The sequence below is a fragment of the Lacibacter sp. MH-610 genome, from assembly GCF_045780045.1.
Lineage (GTDB): Bacteria > Bacteroidota > Bacteroidia > Chitinophagales > Chitinophagaceae > Lacibacter.
Map to the genome: position 1 here is coordinate 3,062,806 of NZ_CP116002.1, position 15,901 is coordinate 3,078,706.

General features: G+C 41.3%; 21 protein-coding genes. 10 read left to right on the forward strand and 11 right to left on the reverse strand.

All coding sequences use genetic code 11. The annotated features are described in order from the left end of the window. Positions 1 to 58 precede the first annotated feature (58 nt). From rplQ to PDL71_RS14130, 8 genes are all read right to left on the reverse strand, one after another. Entirely contained in the window at positions 59 to 565 is a 507-nt protein-coding gene (gene rplQ, locus PDL71_RS14095) for a 50S ribosomal protein L17 (protein WP_407522158.1), read from the reverse strand. 117 nt (positions 566 to 682) lie between these two features. Continuing rightward, positions 683 to 1,681 carry a DNA-directed RNA polymerase subunit alpha gene (locus tag PDL71_RS14100; RefSeq protein ID WP_407522160.1) on the reverse strand — a complete coding sequence of 333 codons (999 nt, stop codon included), beginning with the start codon at positions 1,679 to 1,681 and terminating at the stop codon, positions 683 to 685. Positions 1,682 to 1,803: 122 nt separating this feature from the next. Further along, positions 1,804 to 2,409 carry a 30S ribosomal protein S4 gene (gene rpsD, locus PDL71_RS14105; RefSeq protein ID WP_407522162.1) on the reverse strand — a complete coding sequence of 202 codons (606 nt, stop codon included), beginning with the start codon at positions 2,407 to 2,409 and terminating at the stop codon, positions 1,804 to 1,806. Positions 2,410 to 2,551: 142 nt separating this feature from the next. Further along, positions 2,552 to 2,959: a 30S ribosomal protein S11 gene (rpsK, locus tag PDL71_RS14110; RefSeq protein ID WP_407522164.1), complete on the reverse strand. Its 408-nt coding sequence runs from the start codon at positions 2,957 to 2,959 to the stop codon at positions 2,552 to 2,554. A 166-nt stretch (positions 2,960 to 3,125) separates the two neighbouring features. Continuing rightward, complete coding sequence (rpsM, locus tag PDL71_RS14115; protein WP_407522166.1) at positions 3,126 to 3,506, reverse strand: 30S ribosomal protein S13; 381 nt, start codon at positions 3,504 to 3,506, stop codon at positions 3,126 to 3,128. A gap of 109 nt (positions 3,507 to 3,615) precedes the next feature. Continuing rightward, positions 3,616 to 3,732 carry a type B 50S ribosomal protein L36 gene (gene ykgO / locus PDL71_RS14120; protein ID WP_407522168.1) on the reverse strand — a complete coding sequence of 39 codons (117 nt, stop codon included), beginning with the start codon at positions 3,730 to 3,732 and terminating at the stop codon, positions 3,616 to 3,618. 38 nt (positions 3,733 to 3,770) lie between these two features. Continuing rightward, complete coding sequence (gene infA, locus PDL71_RS14125) at positions 3,771 to 3,989, reverse strand: translation initiation factor IF-1 (RefSeq protein WP_407522170.1); 219 nt, start codon at positions 3,987 to 3,989, stop codon at positions 3,771 to 3,773. 107 nt (positions 3,990 to 4,096) lie between these two features. Beyond that, on the reverse strand, positions 4,097 to 4,504 hold the full coding sequence (locus PDL71_RS14130; RefSeq protein WP_407522172.1) for a hypothetical protein: 408 nt from the start codon (positions 4,502 to 4,504) through the stop codon (positions 4,097 to 4,099). A 71-nt stretch (positions 4,505 to 4,575) separates the two neighbouring features. On the opposite strand from PDL71_RS14130, the gene PDL71_RS14135 reads away from it, so the two are divergent. Beyond that, the gene (locus tag PDL71_RS14135; protein ID WP_407522174.1) at positions 4,576 to 5,040 is read left to right on the forward strand and encodes a YqgE/AlgH family protein; all 465 of its coding nucleotides are present in this window, start codon (positions 4,576 to 4,578) and stop codon (positions 5,038 to 5,040) included. A gap of 81 nt (positions 5,041 to 5,121) precedes the next feature. Here the strand turns inward: PDL71_RS14135 and PDL71_RS14140 are convergent, their stop codons facing one another. After that, complete coding sequence (locus PDL71_RS14140; protein WP_407522176.1) at positions 5,122 to 6,279, reverse strand: homogentisate 1,2-dioxygenase; 1,158 nt, start codon at positions 6,277 to 6,279, stop codon at positions 5,122 to 5,124. 300 nt (positions 6,280 to 6,579) lie between these two features. Here PDL71_RS14140 and PDL71_RS14145 point away from each other — a divergent pair, with 300 nt between their 5' ends. The 4 genes from PDL71_RS14145 (at position 6,580) to PDL71_RS14160 (ending at position 9,157) form a co-directional block, all read left to right on the forward strand. Continuing rightward, a complete protein-coding gene (locus PDL71_RS14145; protein WP_407522178.1) occupies positions 6,580 to 7,080 on the forward strand; it encodes a metallophosphoesterase family protein in 501 nt (166 codons plus the stop codon). Between the two features lie 79 nt (positions 7,081 to 7,159). Beyond that, on the forward strand, positions 7,160 to 7,519 hold the full coding sequence (locus tag PDL71_RS14150) for a glyoxalase superfamily protein (protein WP_407522180.1): 360 nt from the start codon (positions 7,160 to 7,162) through the stop codon (positions 7,517 to 7,519). Between the two features lie 65 nt (positions 7,520 to 7,584). Then, positions 7,585 to 7,992: a nuclear transport factor 2 family protein gene (locus PDL71_RS14155; protein WP_407522182.1), complete on the forward strand. Its 408-nt coding sequence runs from the start codon at positions 7,585 to 7,587 to the stop codon at positions 7,990 to 7,992. A gap of 61 nt (positions 7,993 to 8,053) precedes the next feature. Continuing rightward, complete coding sequence (locus PDL71_RS14160) at positions 8,054 to 9,157, forward strand: pyridoxal phosphate-dependent aminotransferase (protein WP_407522184.1); 1,104 nt, start codon at positions 8,054 to 8,056, stop codon at positions 9,155 to 9,157. A gap of 63 nt (positions 9,158 to 9,220) precedes the next feature. On the opposite strand, the gene PDL71_RS14165 is transcribed toward PDL71_RS14160, so the two are convergent. Next, entirely contained in the window at positions 9,221 to 9,661 is a 441-nt protein-coding gene (locus PDL71_RS14165; protein WP_407522186.1) for a hypothetical protein, read from the reverse strand. Between the two features lie 108 nt (positions 9,662 to 9,769). On the opposite strand from PDL71_RS14165, the gene PDL71_RS14170 reads away from it, so the two are divergent. Beyond that, entirely contained in the window at positions 9,770 to 10,129 is a 360-nt protein-coding gene (locus PDL71_RS14170; RefSeq protein WP_407522188.1) for a hypothetical protein, read from the forward strand. Positions 10,130 to 10,185: 56 nt separating this feature from the next. Here PDL71_RS14170 and PDL71_RS14175 read toward each other — a convergent pair whose 3' ends face one another. Then, positions 10,186 to 11,283, reverse strand: coding sequence for a TolB family protein (locus PDL71_RS14175; protein ID WP_407522190.1), 1,098 nt, complete (start codon positions 11,281 to 11,283; stop codon positions 10,186 to 10,188). A gap of 95 nt (positions 11,284 to 11,378) precedes the next feature. Between PDL71_RS14175 and PDL71_RS14180 the strand changes: the two genes are divergently transcribed. From PDL71_RS14180 to PDL71_RS14195, 4 genes are read left to right on the forward strand one after another with little or no spacing between them, the layout of a single operon-like run. Next, positions 11,379 to 12,188: a tetratricopeptide repeat protein gene (locus tag PDL71_RS14180; protein WP_407522192.1), complete on the forward strand. Its 810-nt coding sequence runs from the start codon at positions 11,379 to 11,381 to the stop codon at positions 12,186 to 12,188. Positions 12,189 to 12,215: 27 nt separating this feature from the next. Then, positions 12,216 to 12,863 (forward strand): ribulose-phosphate 3-epimerase, encoded by a 648-nt coding sequence (rpe, locus tag PDL71_RS14185; RefSeq protein WP_407522194.1) that lies wholly within the window; start codon positions 12,216 to 12,218, stop codon positions 12,861 to 12,863. Positions 12,864 to 12,905: 42 nt separating this feature from the next. Then, positions 12,906 to 13,358 (forward strand): hypothetical protein, encoded by a 453-nt coding sequence (locus PDL71_RS14190; protein WP_407522196.1) that lies wholly within the window; start codon positions 12,906 to 12,908, stop codon positions 13,356 to 13,358. 47 nt (positions 13,359 to 13,405) lie between these two features. Next, complete coding sequence (locus PDL71_RS14195; RefSeq protein WP_407522198.1) at positions 13,406 to 15,895, forward strand: carboxypeptidase-like regulatory domain-containing protein; 2,490 nt, start codon at positions 13,406 to 13,408, stop codon at positions 15,893 to 15,895. The last annotated feature ends 6 nt before the right edge of the window (positions 15,896 to 15,901 follow it).

Below are 15,901 nucleotides of genomic sequence, written 5' to 3' on the forward strand. Positions count from 1 at the left end.
TTGTCCTGCCTCTTGCTTGTATTTTTTATTAACATTTGCTCTGAGCGTAGTCGAAGAGTTACTCAGCTGCTTTTGTTTCTTCAGCGGCAGGTGCTTCTTCAGCTTTTGCTTCAACTGTTTCTGTTTTAGCAGCAGCTTTCTTGCTACCGGCACGACGTGTTTTCTTAGCAGGAGCAGCAGCTTCGCCTTTACCTTTTCCGTAGATTTCGTTGAAATCAACCAGCTCAATCATTGCTTTTTCTGCATTATCACCTACACGGATACCGAGTTTGATGATACGGGTATAACCACCGGGGCGACCTGCTACTTTTTCAGCAACAGTGCTGAAGAGTTCAGTAACAGCCTCTTTATGCTGCAGGTAGCTGAACACGATACGACGACTGTGTGTAGTGTTGCTTTTAGCTTTAGTAATGATGGGCTCAATCCAGGTACGTAACGCCTTTGCTTTGGTTAAAGTAGTTACAATACGCTTGTGAGTGATGAGCTCAATGGCTAAATTGCTCAGCAACGCTTTACGGTGTGAAGCGGTGCGGCTCAGATTTTTGATTTTGTCTCCGTGACGCATGACATTTTTAATTTGATGATTTGCTAATGTGCTGATGTGCTAATGAAGACACTCATACATTTCAAACCTGTTTATAAATAGGCTGTACCGTGTCAGGAATTACAGCCTGTTGCTTATTTAGTCGATGTTATCCAAACCTAATTTGCTCAGATCCATTCCAAAGTGAAGGCCTCTTTCGCCCAGCACCTGCTCAATTTCAGCCAATGATTTTTGACCGAAGTTGCGGAACTTCATCAGGTCTTCCTGCTCGTACTGCACCAGTTCACTCAGAGAGTTAATTTTAGCAGCTTTCAAACAGTTGAAGGCACGTACGGAAAGATCCAGGTCTTCCAACGGCGTCTTCAATACCTTACGCAGTTGCAGCATTTGCTCATCAACTACATCTTCTTTCTTCTCTTCTTTATTATCAAACGTGATGTTTTCATCCGTGATAATCATTAAGTGTTGAATTAAGATGCGGCTGGCCTGCTTCACTGCTTCTTCAGGGTGAATAGTGCCATCAGTGCTTACTTCCATCACCAGCTTTTCAAAGTCTGTACGTTGCTCCACACGAGTGTTCTCGATAGAGTACTTTACATTTTTGATAGGCGTGAAAATAGCATCTGTAGCAATGTATCCAAAAGGAGCTTCTTTGGGTTTGTTCTCTTCTGCAGGAACATAACCACGTCCTTTAACGATGTTGATTTCAATATCCAGTTTAGCGCTTGGGTCCATAGTGCAGATCAACAGCTCAGGGTTCATTACCTCAAAGCTTTGCGTAGCTTCACCAATGTTGGCAGCAGTAAACTCAGTTTTATTTTTTAAGCTCAACGTGATTTTTTCATGACTTACATCATGGTCCACCTTTTTCTTGAAACGAACCTGCTTCAGGTTTAAGATGATTTCCACTACGTCTTCGCTAATGCCTTTGATGGTAGCAAACTCATGGTCAGCACCTTCAATTTTAATACCGGCAATAGCATAACCTTCCAATGAACTCAATAACACACGGCGAAGTGCATTACCGATAGTTACACCAAAGCCCGGCTCCAGCGGACGGAACTCAAACTGTGCTTCAAAATCAGTTGCTTTCTGAAGAACAATTTTGTCGGGTTTTACGAAATTCAAAATGGCCATATTGAATTGTTGTTTTTATTTTTTGGTAATCGGCTTTCAGGCCTTGATTAAACATTTGTTGCGTCGCACTCTTGTACATTGAGTAATTCTATTCACCAATCACTACTCACCACTCACGGTTCTTACTTACTGTACAATTCTACTACCAGCTGCTCCTTAATGTTCTCAGGAATGCTCTCACGCTCAGGGTAAGCAATGAACGTACCTTTCATTTCAGTTTCGTTCCAGTCTAACCAATTGAACTTGGGATTTTTTCCTTTGATCATGCTTGTAACGCTGGTATTTTCTCTGCTCTTGTCTTTCAGTTCTACCACGTCGCCGGGTTTTAAACTAAAAGAAGGAACGTTCACAATAACGCCATTTACCATGATGTGCTTGTGGCTCACGAGCTGGCGTGCGGCAGGACGGCTGGGTGCAATACCCATACGAAATACGGCGTTGTCCAAACGAGCTTCCAAAAGACGCATCAGGTTTTCACCTGTTACACCTTTAATACGGGCAGCTTCTTCAAATGTTTTGCGGAATTGTTTCTCTAATACACCATACGTGTATTTGGCCTTTTGTTTTTCACGGAGCTGTAAAGCAAACTCACCTAAAGTTTTACGTTTGCGTGCAGCACCATGCTGACCGGGAGGGTTGCTGTTTTTACCCAACCACTTACCATTGCCCAGGATGGGCTCACCAAAAATGCGGGAAATCTTGGTCTTAGGACCAGTGTAACGTGCCATAGTTTTTATTCATTTACGCTTTTTTGAACCGGTTCGCTCATCAGTAAAAGCGTTAAAAATTAATGAGGAACCCTTTGTTAAAATGAAAAGCCTATGAGCTTATCAATATGTTGTGCCTAACTCCCCTTCAGGGGATGGAGGCTTATACTCTTCTCTTCTTAGGAGGACGGCAACCATTGTGTGGTAAAGGAGTTACGTCTTTAATACTTGTAACTTCAATACCGCTTTGTGCCAGAGCACGAATAGCGCTCTCACGACCGCTACCTGGGCCTTGTACATATACATCCACCCGCTTCAAACCTGCATCAAAAGCTGTTTTAGCAGCTTCTGCAGATGCTACCTGTGCAGCATAAGGTGTGTTTTTCTTGGAACCTTTAAAGCCCATTTTACCGGCGCTGCTCCAGGAAATAACCTGACCTTGTTTGTTTGTTAAGCTGATGATGATATTGTTGAAACTTGCTGTGATGTGTGCATCACCAGCGGCGTCAACCTTCACTACTCTTTTCTTTGCAGCGGCTTTTGCGCTGGTTTGTTGTTGTGCTTTTGCCATTTTAAAATAACTGAGGTAATCGTTTTAAAATTATCCGGCTGTTTTAAGCCGAACCGGATGCTCACTCCATCTGCACCAAAATATCTGTGAGTAAATCCGAAAGAACCGGTGCATATAAAAAGCCACAAGCTCAAAGCAAATAGCTCTGAGCTCGAGGCTGATTTTATTACTTCTTAGCTGCTTTCTTCTTACCTGCAACCGTTTTACGTTTTCCTTTACGTGTACGGCTGTTGGTTTTTGTACGCTGGCCACGAACCGGCAATCCTTTACGGTGACGCAGGCCACGGTAACAAGCGATATCCAATAAACGCTTGATGCTCATTTGCACTTCACTACGTAACTGACCTTCTACCTTGAACTCATTGGTAATGATGTTACGGATGGCATTGAGCTCATCGTCATTCCAGGTATGCACCTTTTTGTTCACATCAATACCTGCTTTGTCCAGGATGTACTTAGCAGTAGAGGGACCAATACCATAGATATAGGTAAGTCCTATTTCTCCTCTTTTGTTCTTTGGTAAATCAACACCGGCAATACGAGCCATATTCTGAATTTATTGTTTCTTGTTTTTTTGTTTCTTGTTAATACCGTCTTTTTGCAGCAGGCTTGAATTTTATTAGCTTCAAACCGGAAACCAAAAACGATAAACGTTTTTATCCCTGACGCTGCTTGAAGCGGGGATTCTTTTTGTTAATTACATACAGCTTACCTTTTCTGCGAACAATTTTGCAGTCGGTGCTACGCTTTTTGATGGATGCTCTAACTTTCATAACGATCGATTTTGCTCACAGCTTTCAGCTGTTGTTATTTATTTATACCTGAAAATAATTCTGCCCCTGCTCAAATCGTATGGGCTCATTTCAACGCCTACTTTATCGCCCGGAAGGATGCGGATGTAATTCATCCTCATTTTTCCGGAAATAGTAGCCAGAATTTCATGACCGTTCTCAAGCTGAACCCTGAACATAGCGTTGCTCAGTGCCTCTAAAATCTTACCGTCTTGCTTAATAACGTCTTGTTTAGCCATACTTTTTGGGGTCGCAAAGATAGGAGGAAATCCCAAAAGAAAAACACCCCTGAAGCAGATTTTTTGGCAAAAATCCCTTCAGGGGTGCAAATATCTGTGGAAAACCGTTAGATAGCCGCCTCGGTGAGGTGCACTTTGGTCATGCTGAGGTAGTAATTCTGGAGTTGATGTACAGAAAGGGGCTGGTTTACATGCCTCCGGTCTTCCCGGTACCAGAAATCCAGGTGGCTGAAATCATCTGCCTTATTAATATGTACCCGGAAAGCTCCTTTCATGTACTTAACGCCCCCGCCCTCTTCGTCTACCCGGTCAAATTTTAGCAGTTTCATGGCAGCATCGCTTAAGGGGATGGGATGAAGCGCTTCGGCTCCGTACCAGAAATCGCTTTCGCCATTGGTACGTACCTGGGCCAGTTTCTGGGTATTGTTTACTTCCCTTACTTCGCCCTCCATCATGGCGCCTTCATTATCCACCATTACAATATCTCCTTCTTTGAGTTCAGAAATTTTAATCATACGGCAATTGGTTTTAGTGAGCCTAATTTAAACTTTTTTTGGATTTGAATCTACCTTTAAAAAAAAATGGCATGAACCTCAAGCCCGCTCTACTCATTAAAAGCACAGCACTGCTTGCAGATACCTACTTTGCAGATGCAGTGATTCTTCTTGCAGAGTTCAATGAAAAAGGTGCGTTAGGTTTTGTCATCAACCGCTCCTTTGAACGAACGCTTAATCAATTAGAAGAATTTAAAGATATACTCCCCTTCCCTATTTATGAAGGCGGGCCCGTTGACCAGGAGCACCTGTACTTTCTTCACCAGCGACCTGATCTTATTGAAGAAGGTGTTGCTGTTGACAATGGTATTTATTATATGGGAGGAAATTTTAAACAGGCAGTGGAAGCGATTAACAATCGAACCATCACTACCGCTGACCTTAAGTTATTCGTAGGTTATTGCGGCTGGAACACAGGGGAACTGGAAGCTGAAATTAAAGAAGGAAGCTGGATAGTAGAAGAAGGAATGCCGGAGGAAGTATTTATGAACTGGTGATAAATGATTACTCAAAACAAACAACCAAGGTCAGTTATCCGGCCTTGGTTGAAAAGAAAATTACTGTAGTTTAAAATTGCATTACTCAGCCCAGCTCATCACATAACTTGTGTTTTCAATTTCCAATGCCTGCTTGGTTAACATCAACGGGCGAAAGGTATCCACCATTACCGCCAGTTCCTGTGTTTCCTTTTTACCGATACTTTTTTCAACAGCGCCGGGATGCGGCCCATGCGGTATACCCGCCGGATGCAGCGTAATCATACCACGTGTTACATTTTTACGGCTCATAAAATCGCCATCAACATAGTAAATCACTTCATCACTGTCAATATTACTGTGATTGTAAGGTGCAGGAATAGCATTGGGATGATAATCATACAAACGGGGCACAAAACTGCACACTACAAATGCATTGGTTTCAAAAGTTTGATGCACAGGCGGCGGCTGATGCACACGACCGGTGATGGGTTCAAAATCATGAATGGAAAAAATGTAAGGATAACAACATCCATCCCAGCCCACCACATCAAAAGGATGTGTGCCGTAATGCAAACCATACATCATGCCTTTCTTTTTGGCACGGATAAGGTAATCTCCTTTTTCATCAAAAGTTTGCAAGTCCTGCGGCTCACGGATATCACGTTCACAATAAGGTGAATGCTCCATCAATTGCCCATACTTACTCATGTAACGCTTGGGATACCTCAACGGCGTAAAAGATTCTACAATAAACAAACGGTTTTTATCATCATTGAATTCAATTTGATAAATGGTGCCACGGGGGAGCACAATATAATCACCATAAGAAAAAGGAAGCTGACCATATTGTGTTTTTACCACACCGCTTCCTTCGTGTACAAATATCATTTCATCCCCATCCGTATTTTTATAGAAATAATCTTTGGTGCCATTTGCAGGTGCTGCTAAAACAATATGACAATCATTATTCACCAGCACAGGCACACGGCTTTCTAAAAACTCTCCACCCGGCTTCACATGAAAACCTTCAAAACAGCGGTGCTTGAGCATTTTTTCTTCTGCAATCTGCGGGCTCACATCCACCTGCGGTTCTGTTTTAATAATTTGTGTAGGTGGATGGCAGTGATACAGCAATGAATAATCATCACTAAACCCTTCTGTTGAAAACAATTGTTCACTGTACAAACCACCATCGGGCTTGCGGAACTGTGTATGACGTTTGTGCGGAATGGTTCCAAGTTTATAATAATGAGGCATATGAATTTGAAAATTTGATGATTTGAAAATTTGAAAATGATGGAGCAGACTTTTGTACATCTATTTAGTGTCTGTTGCCTTCGAATCATCCAGTGAATGATTCGCACTCTTGTACGTTATTAATTCTATTGAGCAAAAAAGTAACTGGCGTAACGAATCAATTCTTCACTGAAAGTTCAAGAGTGGCCAGCAGGAAAATATACTTCCACTTGCGTTTATCAATCCAGTATAAAAAATTGCGGTGAAAAGGCATGATGCAAATCGTTTACTTTGTAAATGTACAAACTTCGTTGAATCAGTATGACAAGGATAGGATTAATCTCTGATACACATGGTTACCTGGATGAAACCGTATTGGAACATTTTTCAAAATGTAATGAAATCTGGCATGCAGGTGATTTTGGAACCATTGATTTAGCAAATCAATTGGCTTCACAAAGCGGCCTGCCGGTTCGTGGCGTGTATGGTAATATTGATGGCCAGGATATTCGTTCTGTATATCCGGAACAGTTGGTATTTTTCTGCGAAGAGGTTAAAGTACTCATCCGCCACATCGGAGGCTATCCTCCCCGTTATAATCCTGAAACAAAAAAAGAACTGCTTATTCATCAACCGCAGTTATTCATTGCAGGTCACAGTCACATTCTGAAAGTGATGTATGATGATCAACTGCAATGCCTGCACATGAACCCGGGTGCGGCAGGTAAACAGGGATGGCATAAAGTGAGAACCATCATACGCTTTGTAATTGACGGAAAAGAAATGAAGAATTGTGAAGTAATAGAATTGGGGAAACGGTAACAGCCCCCTAAATCCCCCGAAGGAGGACTTTTAATACCCAAACTTGTTTAGCTTTATAACAAACTTCAAGAGTATTTATATGATTCAAAAAACAATTCCCATCCTGCGCATTTTTGATGTTGAAAAGGCAAAGGAATTTTATATTGATTGGTTGGGTTTTGAAATAAGCTTTGTACATCAGTTTGAACCCGACACTCCTTTTTACATCGGCATAAAGAAAGACAATATTGAATTTCATTTAAGCGAACACCATGGCGATAGTGTACCCGGTGTTAAAGTTTTTATTGTGTGCACACAATTACGGGAATATCATGCTTCACTGAAACCTTACAGGCATTACCGTCCTTCGGTTGAAAAAACATTTTACAACACATGGGAAATGACGGTACAGGATCCTTTTGGCAACAAACTGAGCTTTAATGAGTACGTTACCGAATAACCGCTCATACTTTTTTAACAACCTGCAAGCTGCCGTTGCGTTTACCTTTCTGAAAAATTTATTGTATGCCTAAATTAATTCTACTGACCGTTTTACTTTGTACATCAACCCTTCTTATTGCACAGTCCAATGATGAAGCAGGCGTACGTGCCTGTCTTGAGAATTATATGAGCGGGGATGGCAACCGGATGGAAAAAGCTTTTCATCCTTCTGCTTACATGAAATACATTGATGTACAGAACGGCGAGTATAAAGATGTGCCCATTGCAGATTTTATAGCACGTGTTAAAGCGAATACGAATAAAGTTGAACGAAAAATTGAAATCGTTTCCATGAATATTGAAGGAACAGCAGCACAGGCTAAAATAAAGATTGAAACTGCACAGGCTATTTTATACGACTACATGAACCTGCTCAAAATAAACGGCGAATGGAAAATTGTGAGTAAGATTTTCAGCCGCCAGAATAAATAGTGGATTTCTCTTTCTTACAAATCATAAAATTGATGTAGCTTTTCTACATCAATTTTTATTTATGCCGCAACCAACTTCCCGCCGTGACTGGTTAAAACTCACTGCTGCACTTGCCGCAGGCGCAGGCTTTTCCAATACATCATTTGCAGAAACCGGTAAAAGATTACCCGGTGGAATGATTTTGCTCAACAGCAACGAAAATGCATACGGCCCATCAGCCAATACTGTAAAAGCAATGATGGAGGCAGCACATCTTTCCAACCGGTATCCGGATGATATCATGCCCCTTCTTAAAAAAGAATTAGCAGCACACTGGAACATAGGTCCGGAACATTTGCTATTTGGTGCAGGCTCCTCTGAACTGTTAGGTCAAACTGTTTTACTGGCAATCCGTGGTAAAAAAAATATTGTAACACCCTTCCCCACTTTCAATAGTTGGTTTAAGATAGCAGAACTGATGGGTTGTACGTTGAAAAAGATCGATGTCAACCCAACTGATAAATCCATTAACCTCGATGCATTGCTCAAAGCCATTGATGCAGAAACAGGCATGGTGTACATATGCAATCCCAACAATCCCACCGGCACTATCATTGAAGATAAACTGTTGCGGAGTTTTGTAGCAGAGTGCAGCAAAAAAACGATGGTACTGGTTGATGAAGCTTATACCGAGTTTGAACAATTACCATCACTTGCAGATATGGCGATCAACAATAAAAACATTGTTATTGCTAAAACATTTTCGAAGATTTATGGATTGGCTGGAGCACGTATAGGTTACGCTATTGCACATGCTGATACGATTGTAAAACTGGGTAACCTGCAGGCATGGCCCGGCGTAAATGTGAGTGCTGTAACGGCCATGGGTGCTTTAGCTGCTTTAAAAGACCAGGCATTTGTAAATGATATCCGCAGTAAAAACAAAGCGGCCAGGGAAATGTGTTACACTTTATTCAAGCAAATGAATTTAGAATACATACCCAGTGCTGCCAGTTTTATTCTGTTCAACATCAACAGTATCGGCGAACACTATACCAAAGAAATGCAGCGCAAAAATATTTTTGTGCAATACCGTGATTTCTGGAACGGCAAATGGAGCCGTGTGAGCATGGGTACGCTGGATGAAATGAAATTGTATTGCGATGTTTTGAAATCCATTGCATAAAAAAAGGCTGCATTGTACAATGCAGCCATTCACTATTGACAATTCACTATTGACCATTGACCTTTACATTCCCGGAAACCAGGGTCTGCCGATGGCTTCACGGAAAGGCCAGGGCACTGCAGCCAGTATCAATAATAAAGCAATGAGGTACATCCACATGGCAGGACCGAACTTCAAAGTTTTAGCACGGCCTCTTGCCATGGTAATTAATATGATGGCAATAATCATTGCAGAAATATGTTCTACTACCCAAAAGCGGGCAAAACTGTCCTTCATTACATTACCAAACCCACCTAAACGCTCAATCATGTGAAAGCCTACTGTTTCACTGTTGAAATACTGGAATAAACCCAGCAATAACATAATGTGTGATGAAATGAGCAACCACAAACTTGTTTTGGCAATCTTTTCATTTTTGGTAAATGACTGGATCAAACAAATGATCAGCAGTATTAAAATCACCCAACGGAGGGCGCTGTGTAAATGAACCAATCCTTGATACATATTGATAGTTTTTTTCAAAGCTAACAGTTTGGGGGATTGATTGTTTTAAAATCATCATTTTTTCTTCCGGCCCGCATTTATTAAATTCGTAAACAAGAATCAGCTTTTATGAAACACTTTCCACTCCTCACTGCACTGTTGTTCTGTTGCAGTTTTCTATTCGCACAAAATATCAGGGTTGTTGACAGTATGCCCGTTGCCGGAAAATTATTTTACAACTTATATGATTCGTTAAAGCCTGTTGGAAAATCAGAGAAAGGATTGATTTATACATTACCGCAGTACAGGATGCCTGCATTACGTCCGGATACATCCATACATTATCATATGCCCGTAACAAACCCTACAACAAAGAGATTTTATTTTCTGCCCGGTAACAAAACACCTAACCCGCTACTCCCACCTGAAAAACAAGGTGAAAAATTCATCATTACACCGGAAGGAAAACGAAGGATCATCATTCATTAACAAATGAAGTCTTGATTACTGCAGAAATTTATTTGATTTGAAAAAATTGAGCAAGATTATTCCACCCAATCAGCAATAAAAATATTGGTATCTCTGGTGCCGCCGTTATTACGGTTGCTGCAAAAAACAATCTTCTTACCATCAGGACTGAACATGGGGAAAGCATCAAACCCTTTATCACGGCTGATCTTGGTTAAACCGCTTCCATCTTCATTCATGGTATAAAGATTAAAAGGAAATCCTCTCTTGTATTCATGATTGCTGGCAAAAATGATCCGTTTACTGTCGGGCATATATGCAGGCGCCCAATTAGCCTGGCCAAATGAAGAAATCTGCCGGGCATTGCTGCCATCAGCATTGGCTACCCATACTTCCATATTAGTAGGCGCTACTAATCCTTCTGCCAGTAAGGATTTGTATTCTTTGATCTCGGCTTCTGTTTTAGGACGGCTGGCACGCCAGATGATTTTTTTACCATCAGGGCTGAACCATCCACCACCATCATAACCCAACAGGTTGGTTACTTTCCTTTCCTTTCCTGTTTTTAAATCCATCACATACATATCAATATCACCATCCTTGGTACTGGTATATAACATCTTTTTACCATCAGGACTAAGCGTTGCTTCTGCATCATAACCTTTGCTATTGGTCAATTGTTTTACAATTTTCCCATTAAGATCAGCCATGAAAATATCATAGCTGTCGTATAAAGGCCAGATGTATTTGTTACCATATTTGGAACGATCAGGTACCGGCGGACAAGCATCACCACCCAAATGTGTACTGGCATAAATGATGTGCTTACCATCTTTTGTAAATGCACCACACGTGGTTCTTCCTTTGCCGGTGCTCACCAGCTTGGGCTGAAATTTTTCACCGGGCCTGGTAGGTATTTTGCCGATGTACATCTGGTCGCAGGGAATTCCTTCTTTAGCATAAGTTTTTTGAAAGATGAGCCATTTACCATCAAAGCTGAAATAAGCTTCTGCATTATCGCCGCCAAAGGTTAATTGCTGTATGTTTTTAAAATGAACTTCATCAGGATACAAAACTGTATCAGCCGCAGGTTGTTGATTCACTGTAACCGATTTATGAAACGAGGCAAAACCCGGCAATAAAAAAGGCAATAACAGAAGATAAGAACGTATCATAAAAATAATTGAGGGGACAAAACTAACAATGTAATGGCGCACAAATGTCGGTAAATTGTAAAAACAGGATGCGAAAATTTCAATTAGCTTTGCGCATGCAATTGAGGAAGCTTCTCCCTTTCTGTATTTTTTCGGCATTTCTGTTTTCCTGTACCAATGAGGATGTTACAACGGATAAGCCGGCAGCAGTCAACCCCACAGTACCGGCTGATGAGCGCCTGCTCAACGATTCCACTACCGCAGATTCTGTTCGGGAACAAGTAATTGAACAATTGGTACTCAACAATCAATACAACCGGGCTCTTGAACAGATTGATCAACTGCTGGCAAAAGACAGCAGCAACCCGGCCTGGCTGTATATGAAAGCAGATGCACTGGAAAAAAGCGGCGATACCGCCGAGGCTATTTTACATTATAACAAAGCCGTGAACAGTGCTGGTGTTTTTGCAGAGGCAGAGCTGAGAGCAGCAAATCTTTTTGCCGAAACCGGTAATAAAAATGTATTGACTTTATGTGATAACCTGCTTAAAAACCAGGGAGCTGTTCGTTTCCGTTCCGATGTTTTAATGATCAAAGGAATCTATTACACCAAAGTGCAGCAAAGTGACAAAGCACTGGAGGTATTTAACCAGATCATCCGGGAAGATTATTCTTACATGGATGCCTATATTGAAAAAGGATTGGTGTACTATGATCAGAAAAAGTACATGGAAGCTTGGAATGTGTTTAAGAAAAGTACAGAAGTAAAAAATGCATTTGCTGATGGTTATTTCTGGATGGCGAAGGCAGAAGAAAAGATGAATAAAAAAGATGAAGCGATTGCTAATTACAAACGCTCCCTGGCGCTGGATCAAAGCCTGGCGGATGCAAGAGATGCATTAAAACGCTTAGGCGAAATCAAATAAAAACAATAACGATTAACAATATCATATATGCCCATTATTGCCCCTTCCCTGCTCTCTGCTAATTTCCTCAACCTCCAGGCTGATTGTGACATGCTCAACGCAAGTGCGGCTGAGTGGTACCACCTGGATGTGATGGATGGCCGCTTTGTACCCAATATCAGTTTTGGCCCAATGCTCATTGATTTTTTCCGTAAAGCAACTTCAAAAGTGTGCGATGTGCACCTGATGATTGAAGAACCGGAGAAATATGCGGAGGCATTTCAAAAAGCAGGAGCTGATATTCTCACCGTACATTATGAAGCATGCACCCACTTGCACCGCAATATTCAGCAAATAAAAGGGCTGGGTATGAAGGCCGGTGTGGCGGTCAACCCACACACACCCGTTGCATTGCTTAAAGATATTCTGGCCGATATTGATTTGGTTTGTCTCATGAGTGTGAACCCCGGTTTTGGCGGACAGGCTTTTATACCTAATACACTGTCTAAAATAAAAGAACTGCGTCAAATGATTGATGAACGTGGTTTAAAAGTAGATATTGAAATTGACGGAGGTGTTACACTGGAAAATGCAAAAAGCATTGTGGAAGCAGGCGCTACGGTGCTGGTGGCCGGCAATACCGTGTTTAAATCAAAGAACCCTAGAGAAACTATTCAATTGTTGAAAAATATTTAATCATAAAGCAGCCACTTTTCTTAAAAGTTACTCCTGTTAAATATGAAAACACTTCTCTTTATTGCTATTGTTTTAATGAGTATGCAATCCTGTAAGTATGATTGTGCCCGTTCAACCGGCATGAGGATCAATTTCATTTCATTTACACCGCAGGAAGTGTACCCTTTTACAATCAGAAAATATTCCAGAAACTCCAATTTTTCGAAGTTGATTGATACACTTATCGCAGATCAAAACACAATCAGTTTTCAATGGAAGAATGATACTTTAGACGCCGTGCGGTTGCTCAGCAACACCAAATTGCTTACTGATTTTGATTACGAGATCTTTGTTCCTGCAACCAATTCAGTTTATAAAATCACTGAAATCACAGAGCCGCAATTGGAAGGTCGTAAATCCAATAAAAAAATTATGTGTATTAATCAAATTACCTCCTGCCGCATCAACGGGCAGTTTATCGCCATTAACTATGAGAATTTATATCTCAAAAAATAAAAGCTTTCTATTTCCGTTTTAACAGAAACGCTTAGTTTTAATCCCTGATGAAGGCAACCAAAACCATTTACTTACTTACTGCATTTTTACTTACTGCATCTGTTAGCTTGGCGCAAAAGAAAACAGCAACGGTAAACGGCCTGGTGCTGGATGAAAATGAAAATCCGCTCTCCAAAGTTTCAGTAATTATTCTCGGCAGGGCAACCGGTGTTGCTACCAACGACTCCGGTTATTTTTCCATCAAAGTTCCGGCAGATAAAGCTTTTGCACTTGAGTTCAGCTATAACGGCTACCGCACGGAGCAACGTAACTTTTTTTTAGTTGCCGATGAAAACGAACGCATCATCATCCGGCTGGAACGTGGTGTGGGCAAACAGTTACAGGAAGTAGTGGTAAAAGATGACCGCATTCGTACTGAAGCAGGTGCCGTTCGCATCAATCCTAAAAATGCATTGGTGCTTCCATCAACCGTGGGGGGCATAGAAAGTTTGATTAAAGTATTTGTTGGCAGTAATAATGAACTTACCTCACAATACTCTGTACGTGGAGGTAATTATGATGAGAATCTTATTTATGTAAATGACTTTGAAGTATTCCGTCCCTACCTCGTACGCCAGGGCCAGCAGGAAGGTTTAAGTTTTATCAATGCAGAAATGGTACGGAATGTTACCTTTCATAACGGGGGTTTTCAAAGTCGTTATGGTGATAAAATGAGTTCCGTACTGGACATTCAGTACAAACGACCCAAAGCTTTTGGCGGCTCGGCTTACATTTCTTTACTCGAACAAGGTCTGCACCTCGAAGGAGCTTCTAAAGATGATAAGGTTACTTACATTATTGGTGCCCGTAACCGCAGCAACCGGAATTTATTAAGCAGTCAGCAGGTACAGGGGAATTATGTGCCGGCCAGTAATGATGTACAGGCTTACATCACCTGGCAACCAAAAACCAAATGGCTGTTTGAGGCGATGAGTAATCTTTCCAAAACACAATTCAAACTGCAGCCTCAATTCAGCCAGCAAACATCCTCCGTATTTTCTCCATTCTTTACGGCTAACCTTGGACTGGATGTATATTTTGGAGGTGGCGAAGTAGATGCTTACAGTACCAATATGGTGGGTGTTGCAACCACTTATCAACCCAAAAAAGAACTGAAGCTGAAATGGATGTTGAGTTATTTCAACAATAAAGAAGAAGAAAATTTTGATATACAGGGTGCTTATTTATTTGGCGAGCGTGATTTTGACCGCAGCCGATCCAGCTTTGGTTTAATTACCAATCCGCTGGGAGCCGGTTTGTTTCAGAACTTTGCACGCAACCGTTTAAATATTGAATTGCTGAGCGCCACACATAAAGGAAGCCTGGAACGTAAAAAACATTTTTATCAATGGGGGCATACCATTGAGCGGCAAACCATCAATGACAAATTAAATGAATGGGAACTGCAGGACAGTGCCGGTTATACACTTCCCTTCAATCCCAATCAACTGCAGTTATCAAGAGTAATCAAATCAACTGCTTCGCTCAACTTCATCCGTTTGCATGGTTATATACAGGATAATATTGTACTGAATGATTCACTCAACATGACCTTGCAGGTGGGTGTGCGTTACAATTTCAATACATTGAATAATGAGTTGCTGCTGCAACCACGCATACAGTTTGCCATAAAGCCGCAATGGAAAAGGGATATAGTGTTCCGTGCTGCTGCAGGTGCTTATCATCAGCCGCCGTTTTACAGGGAACTGCGTAATTACAATGGCGTAGTGAATATGGAGATTAAAGCACAAAAAAGCATCCAGCTTGTAACAGGTATTGATTACAATTTTAAAGGCTGGGGCAACCGTCCGTTCAAATTACAGGTAGAAGCGTATTATAAAAATATGTGGGATGTAGTGCCTTATGATGTTGACAACGTTCGTATCCGTTACCTCGGCGGAAACATTGCCAAAGCCTATGCTACCGGTATTGAAGCAAGATTGTTTGGCGAACTGGTGAAAGATGCAGAAAGCTGGTTGAGTGTGGGACTGATGCGTACCAGGGAAAATCTGAGCAACGATCAATGGTATAACTATTCGATTGATTCATTGGGCAAACCTGTTGACAGTACACTGGTGCAGGGAGGCTGGTTAAGAAGACCAACTGATCGTTTTTTAACACTGGGTTTATTTTACCAGGATTACCTGGCCACGAATAAGAACTTTAAATTCTCCATGAACCTGTTGTATGGTTCCAATCTTCCTTACAATATTCCTAACAGCACCAGGTACCGTAATGCATTGGTGATTGATCCGTATATACGGGTTGATTTTGCGTTCAGTGCATTATTGCTGGATGCTGAAAAAGCAAAACGCAGAAGTCATAACCCCTTCCGTAATTTTCAGAACATCTGGGGCAGCCTCGAAATCTTTAATGTAATTGACCGGCCAAATACCATTTCCTATTTACTCATCAAGGATTTTTCCAACACTATTTTTACTGTGCCGAATCGTTTAACACCGAGATTGGTGAATTTCAAGATTGTGGCGAGGTGGTGATATCAA

Bases quoted from the DNA above. Each gene is read 5' to 3' on its own strand.
- rplQ (WP_407522158.1), bottom strand. From the start codon at position 565: ATGCGTCACGGAGACAAAATCAAAAATCTGAGCCGCACCGCTTCACAC.
- PDL71_RS14100 (WP_407522160.1), bottom strand. From the start codon at position 1,681: ATGGCCATTTTGAATTTCGTAAAACCCGACAAAATTGTTCTTCAGAAA.
- rpsD (WP_407522162.1), bottom strand. From the start codon at position 2,409: ATGGCACGTTACACTGGTCCTAAGACCAAGATTTCCCGCATTTTTGGT.
- rpsK (WP_407522164.1), bottom strand. From the start codon at position 2,959: ATGGCAAAAGCACAACAACAAACCAGCGCAAAAGCCGCTGCAAAGAAA.
- rpsM (WP_407522166.1), bottom strand. From the start codon at position 3,506: ATGGCTCGTATTGCCGGTGTTGATTTACCAAAGAACAAAAGAGGAGAA.
- ykgO (WP_407522168.1), bottom strand. From the start codon at position 3,732: ATGAAAGTTAGAGCATCCATCAAAAAGCGTAGCACCGACTGCAAAATT.
- infA (WP_407522170.1), bottom strand. From the start codon at position 3,989: ATGGCTAAACAAGACGTTATTAAGCAAGACGGTAAGATTTTAGAGGCA.
- PDL71_RS14130 (WP_407522172.1), bottom strand. From the start codon at position 4,504: ATGATTAAAATTTCTGAACTCAAAGAAGGAGATATTGTAATGGTGGAT.
- PDL71_RS14135 (WP_407522174.1), top strand. From the start codon at position 4,576: ATGAACCTCAAGCCCGCTCTACTCATTAAAAGCACAGCACTGCTTGCA.
- PDL71_RS14140 (WP_407522176.1), bottom strand. From the start codon at position 6,279: ATGCCTCATTATTATAAACTTGGAACCATTCCGCACAAACGTCATACA.
- PDL71_RS14145 (WP_407522178.1), top strand. From the start codon at position 6,580: ATGACAAGGATAGGATTAATCTCTGATACACATGGTTACCTGGATGAA.
- PDL71_RS14150 (WP_407522180.1), top strand. From the start codon at position 7,160: ATGATTCAAAAAACAATTCCCATCCTGCGCATTTTTGATGTTGAAAAG.
- PDL71_RS14155 (WP_407522182.1), top strand. From the start codon at position 7,585: ATGCCTAAATTAATTCTACTGACCGTTTTACTTTGTACATCAACCCTT.
- PDL71_RS14160 (WP_407522184.1), top strand. From the start codon at position 8,054: ATGCCGCAACCAACTTCCCGCCGTGACTGGTTAAAACTCACTGCTGCA.
- PDL71_RS14165 (WP_407522186.1), bottom strand. From the start codon at position 9,661: ATGTATCAAGGATTGGTTCATTTACACAGCGCCCTCCGTTGGGTGATT.
- PDL71_RS14170 (WP_407522188.1), top strand. From the start codon at position 9,770: ATGAAACACTTTCCACTCCTCACTGCACTGTTGTTCTGTTGCAGTTTT.
- PDL71_RS14175 (WP_407522190.1), bottom strand. From the start codon at position 11,283: ATGATACGTTCTTATCTTCTGTTATTGCCTTTTTTATTGCCGGGTTTT.
- PDL71_RS14180 (WP_407522192.1), top strand. From the start codon at position 11,379: ATGCAATTGAGGAAGCTTCTCCCTTTCTGTATTTTTTCGGCATTTCTG.
- rpe (WP_407522194.1), top strand. From the start codon at position 12,216: ATGCCCATTATTGCCCCTTCCCTGCTCTCTGCTAATTTCCTCAACCTC.
- PDL71_RS14190 (WP_407522196.1), top strand. From the start codon at position 12,906: ATGAAAACACTTCTCTTTATTGCTATTGTTTTAATGAGTATGCAATCC.
- PDL71_RS14195 (WP_407522198.1), top strand. From the start codon at position 13,406: ATGAAGGCAACCAAAACCATTTACTTACTTACTGCATTTTTACTTACT.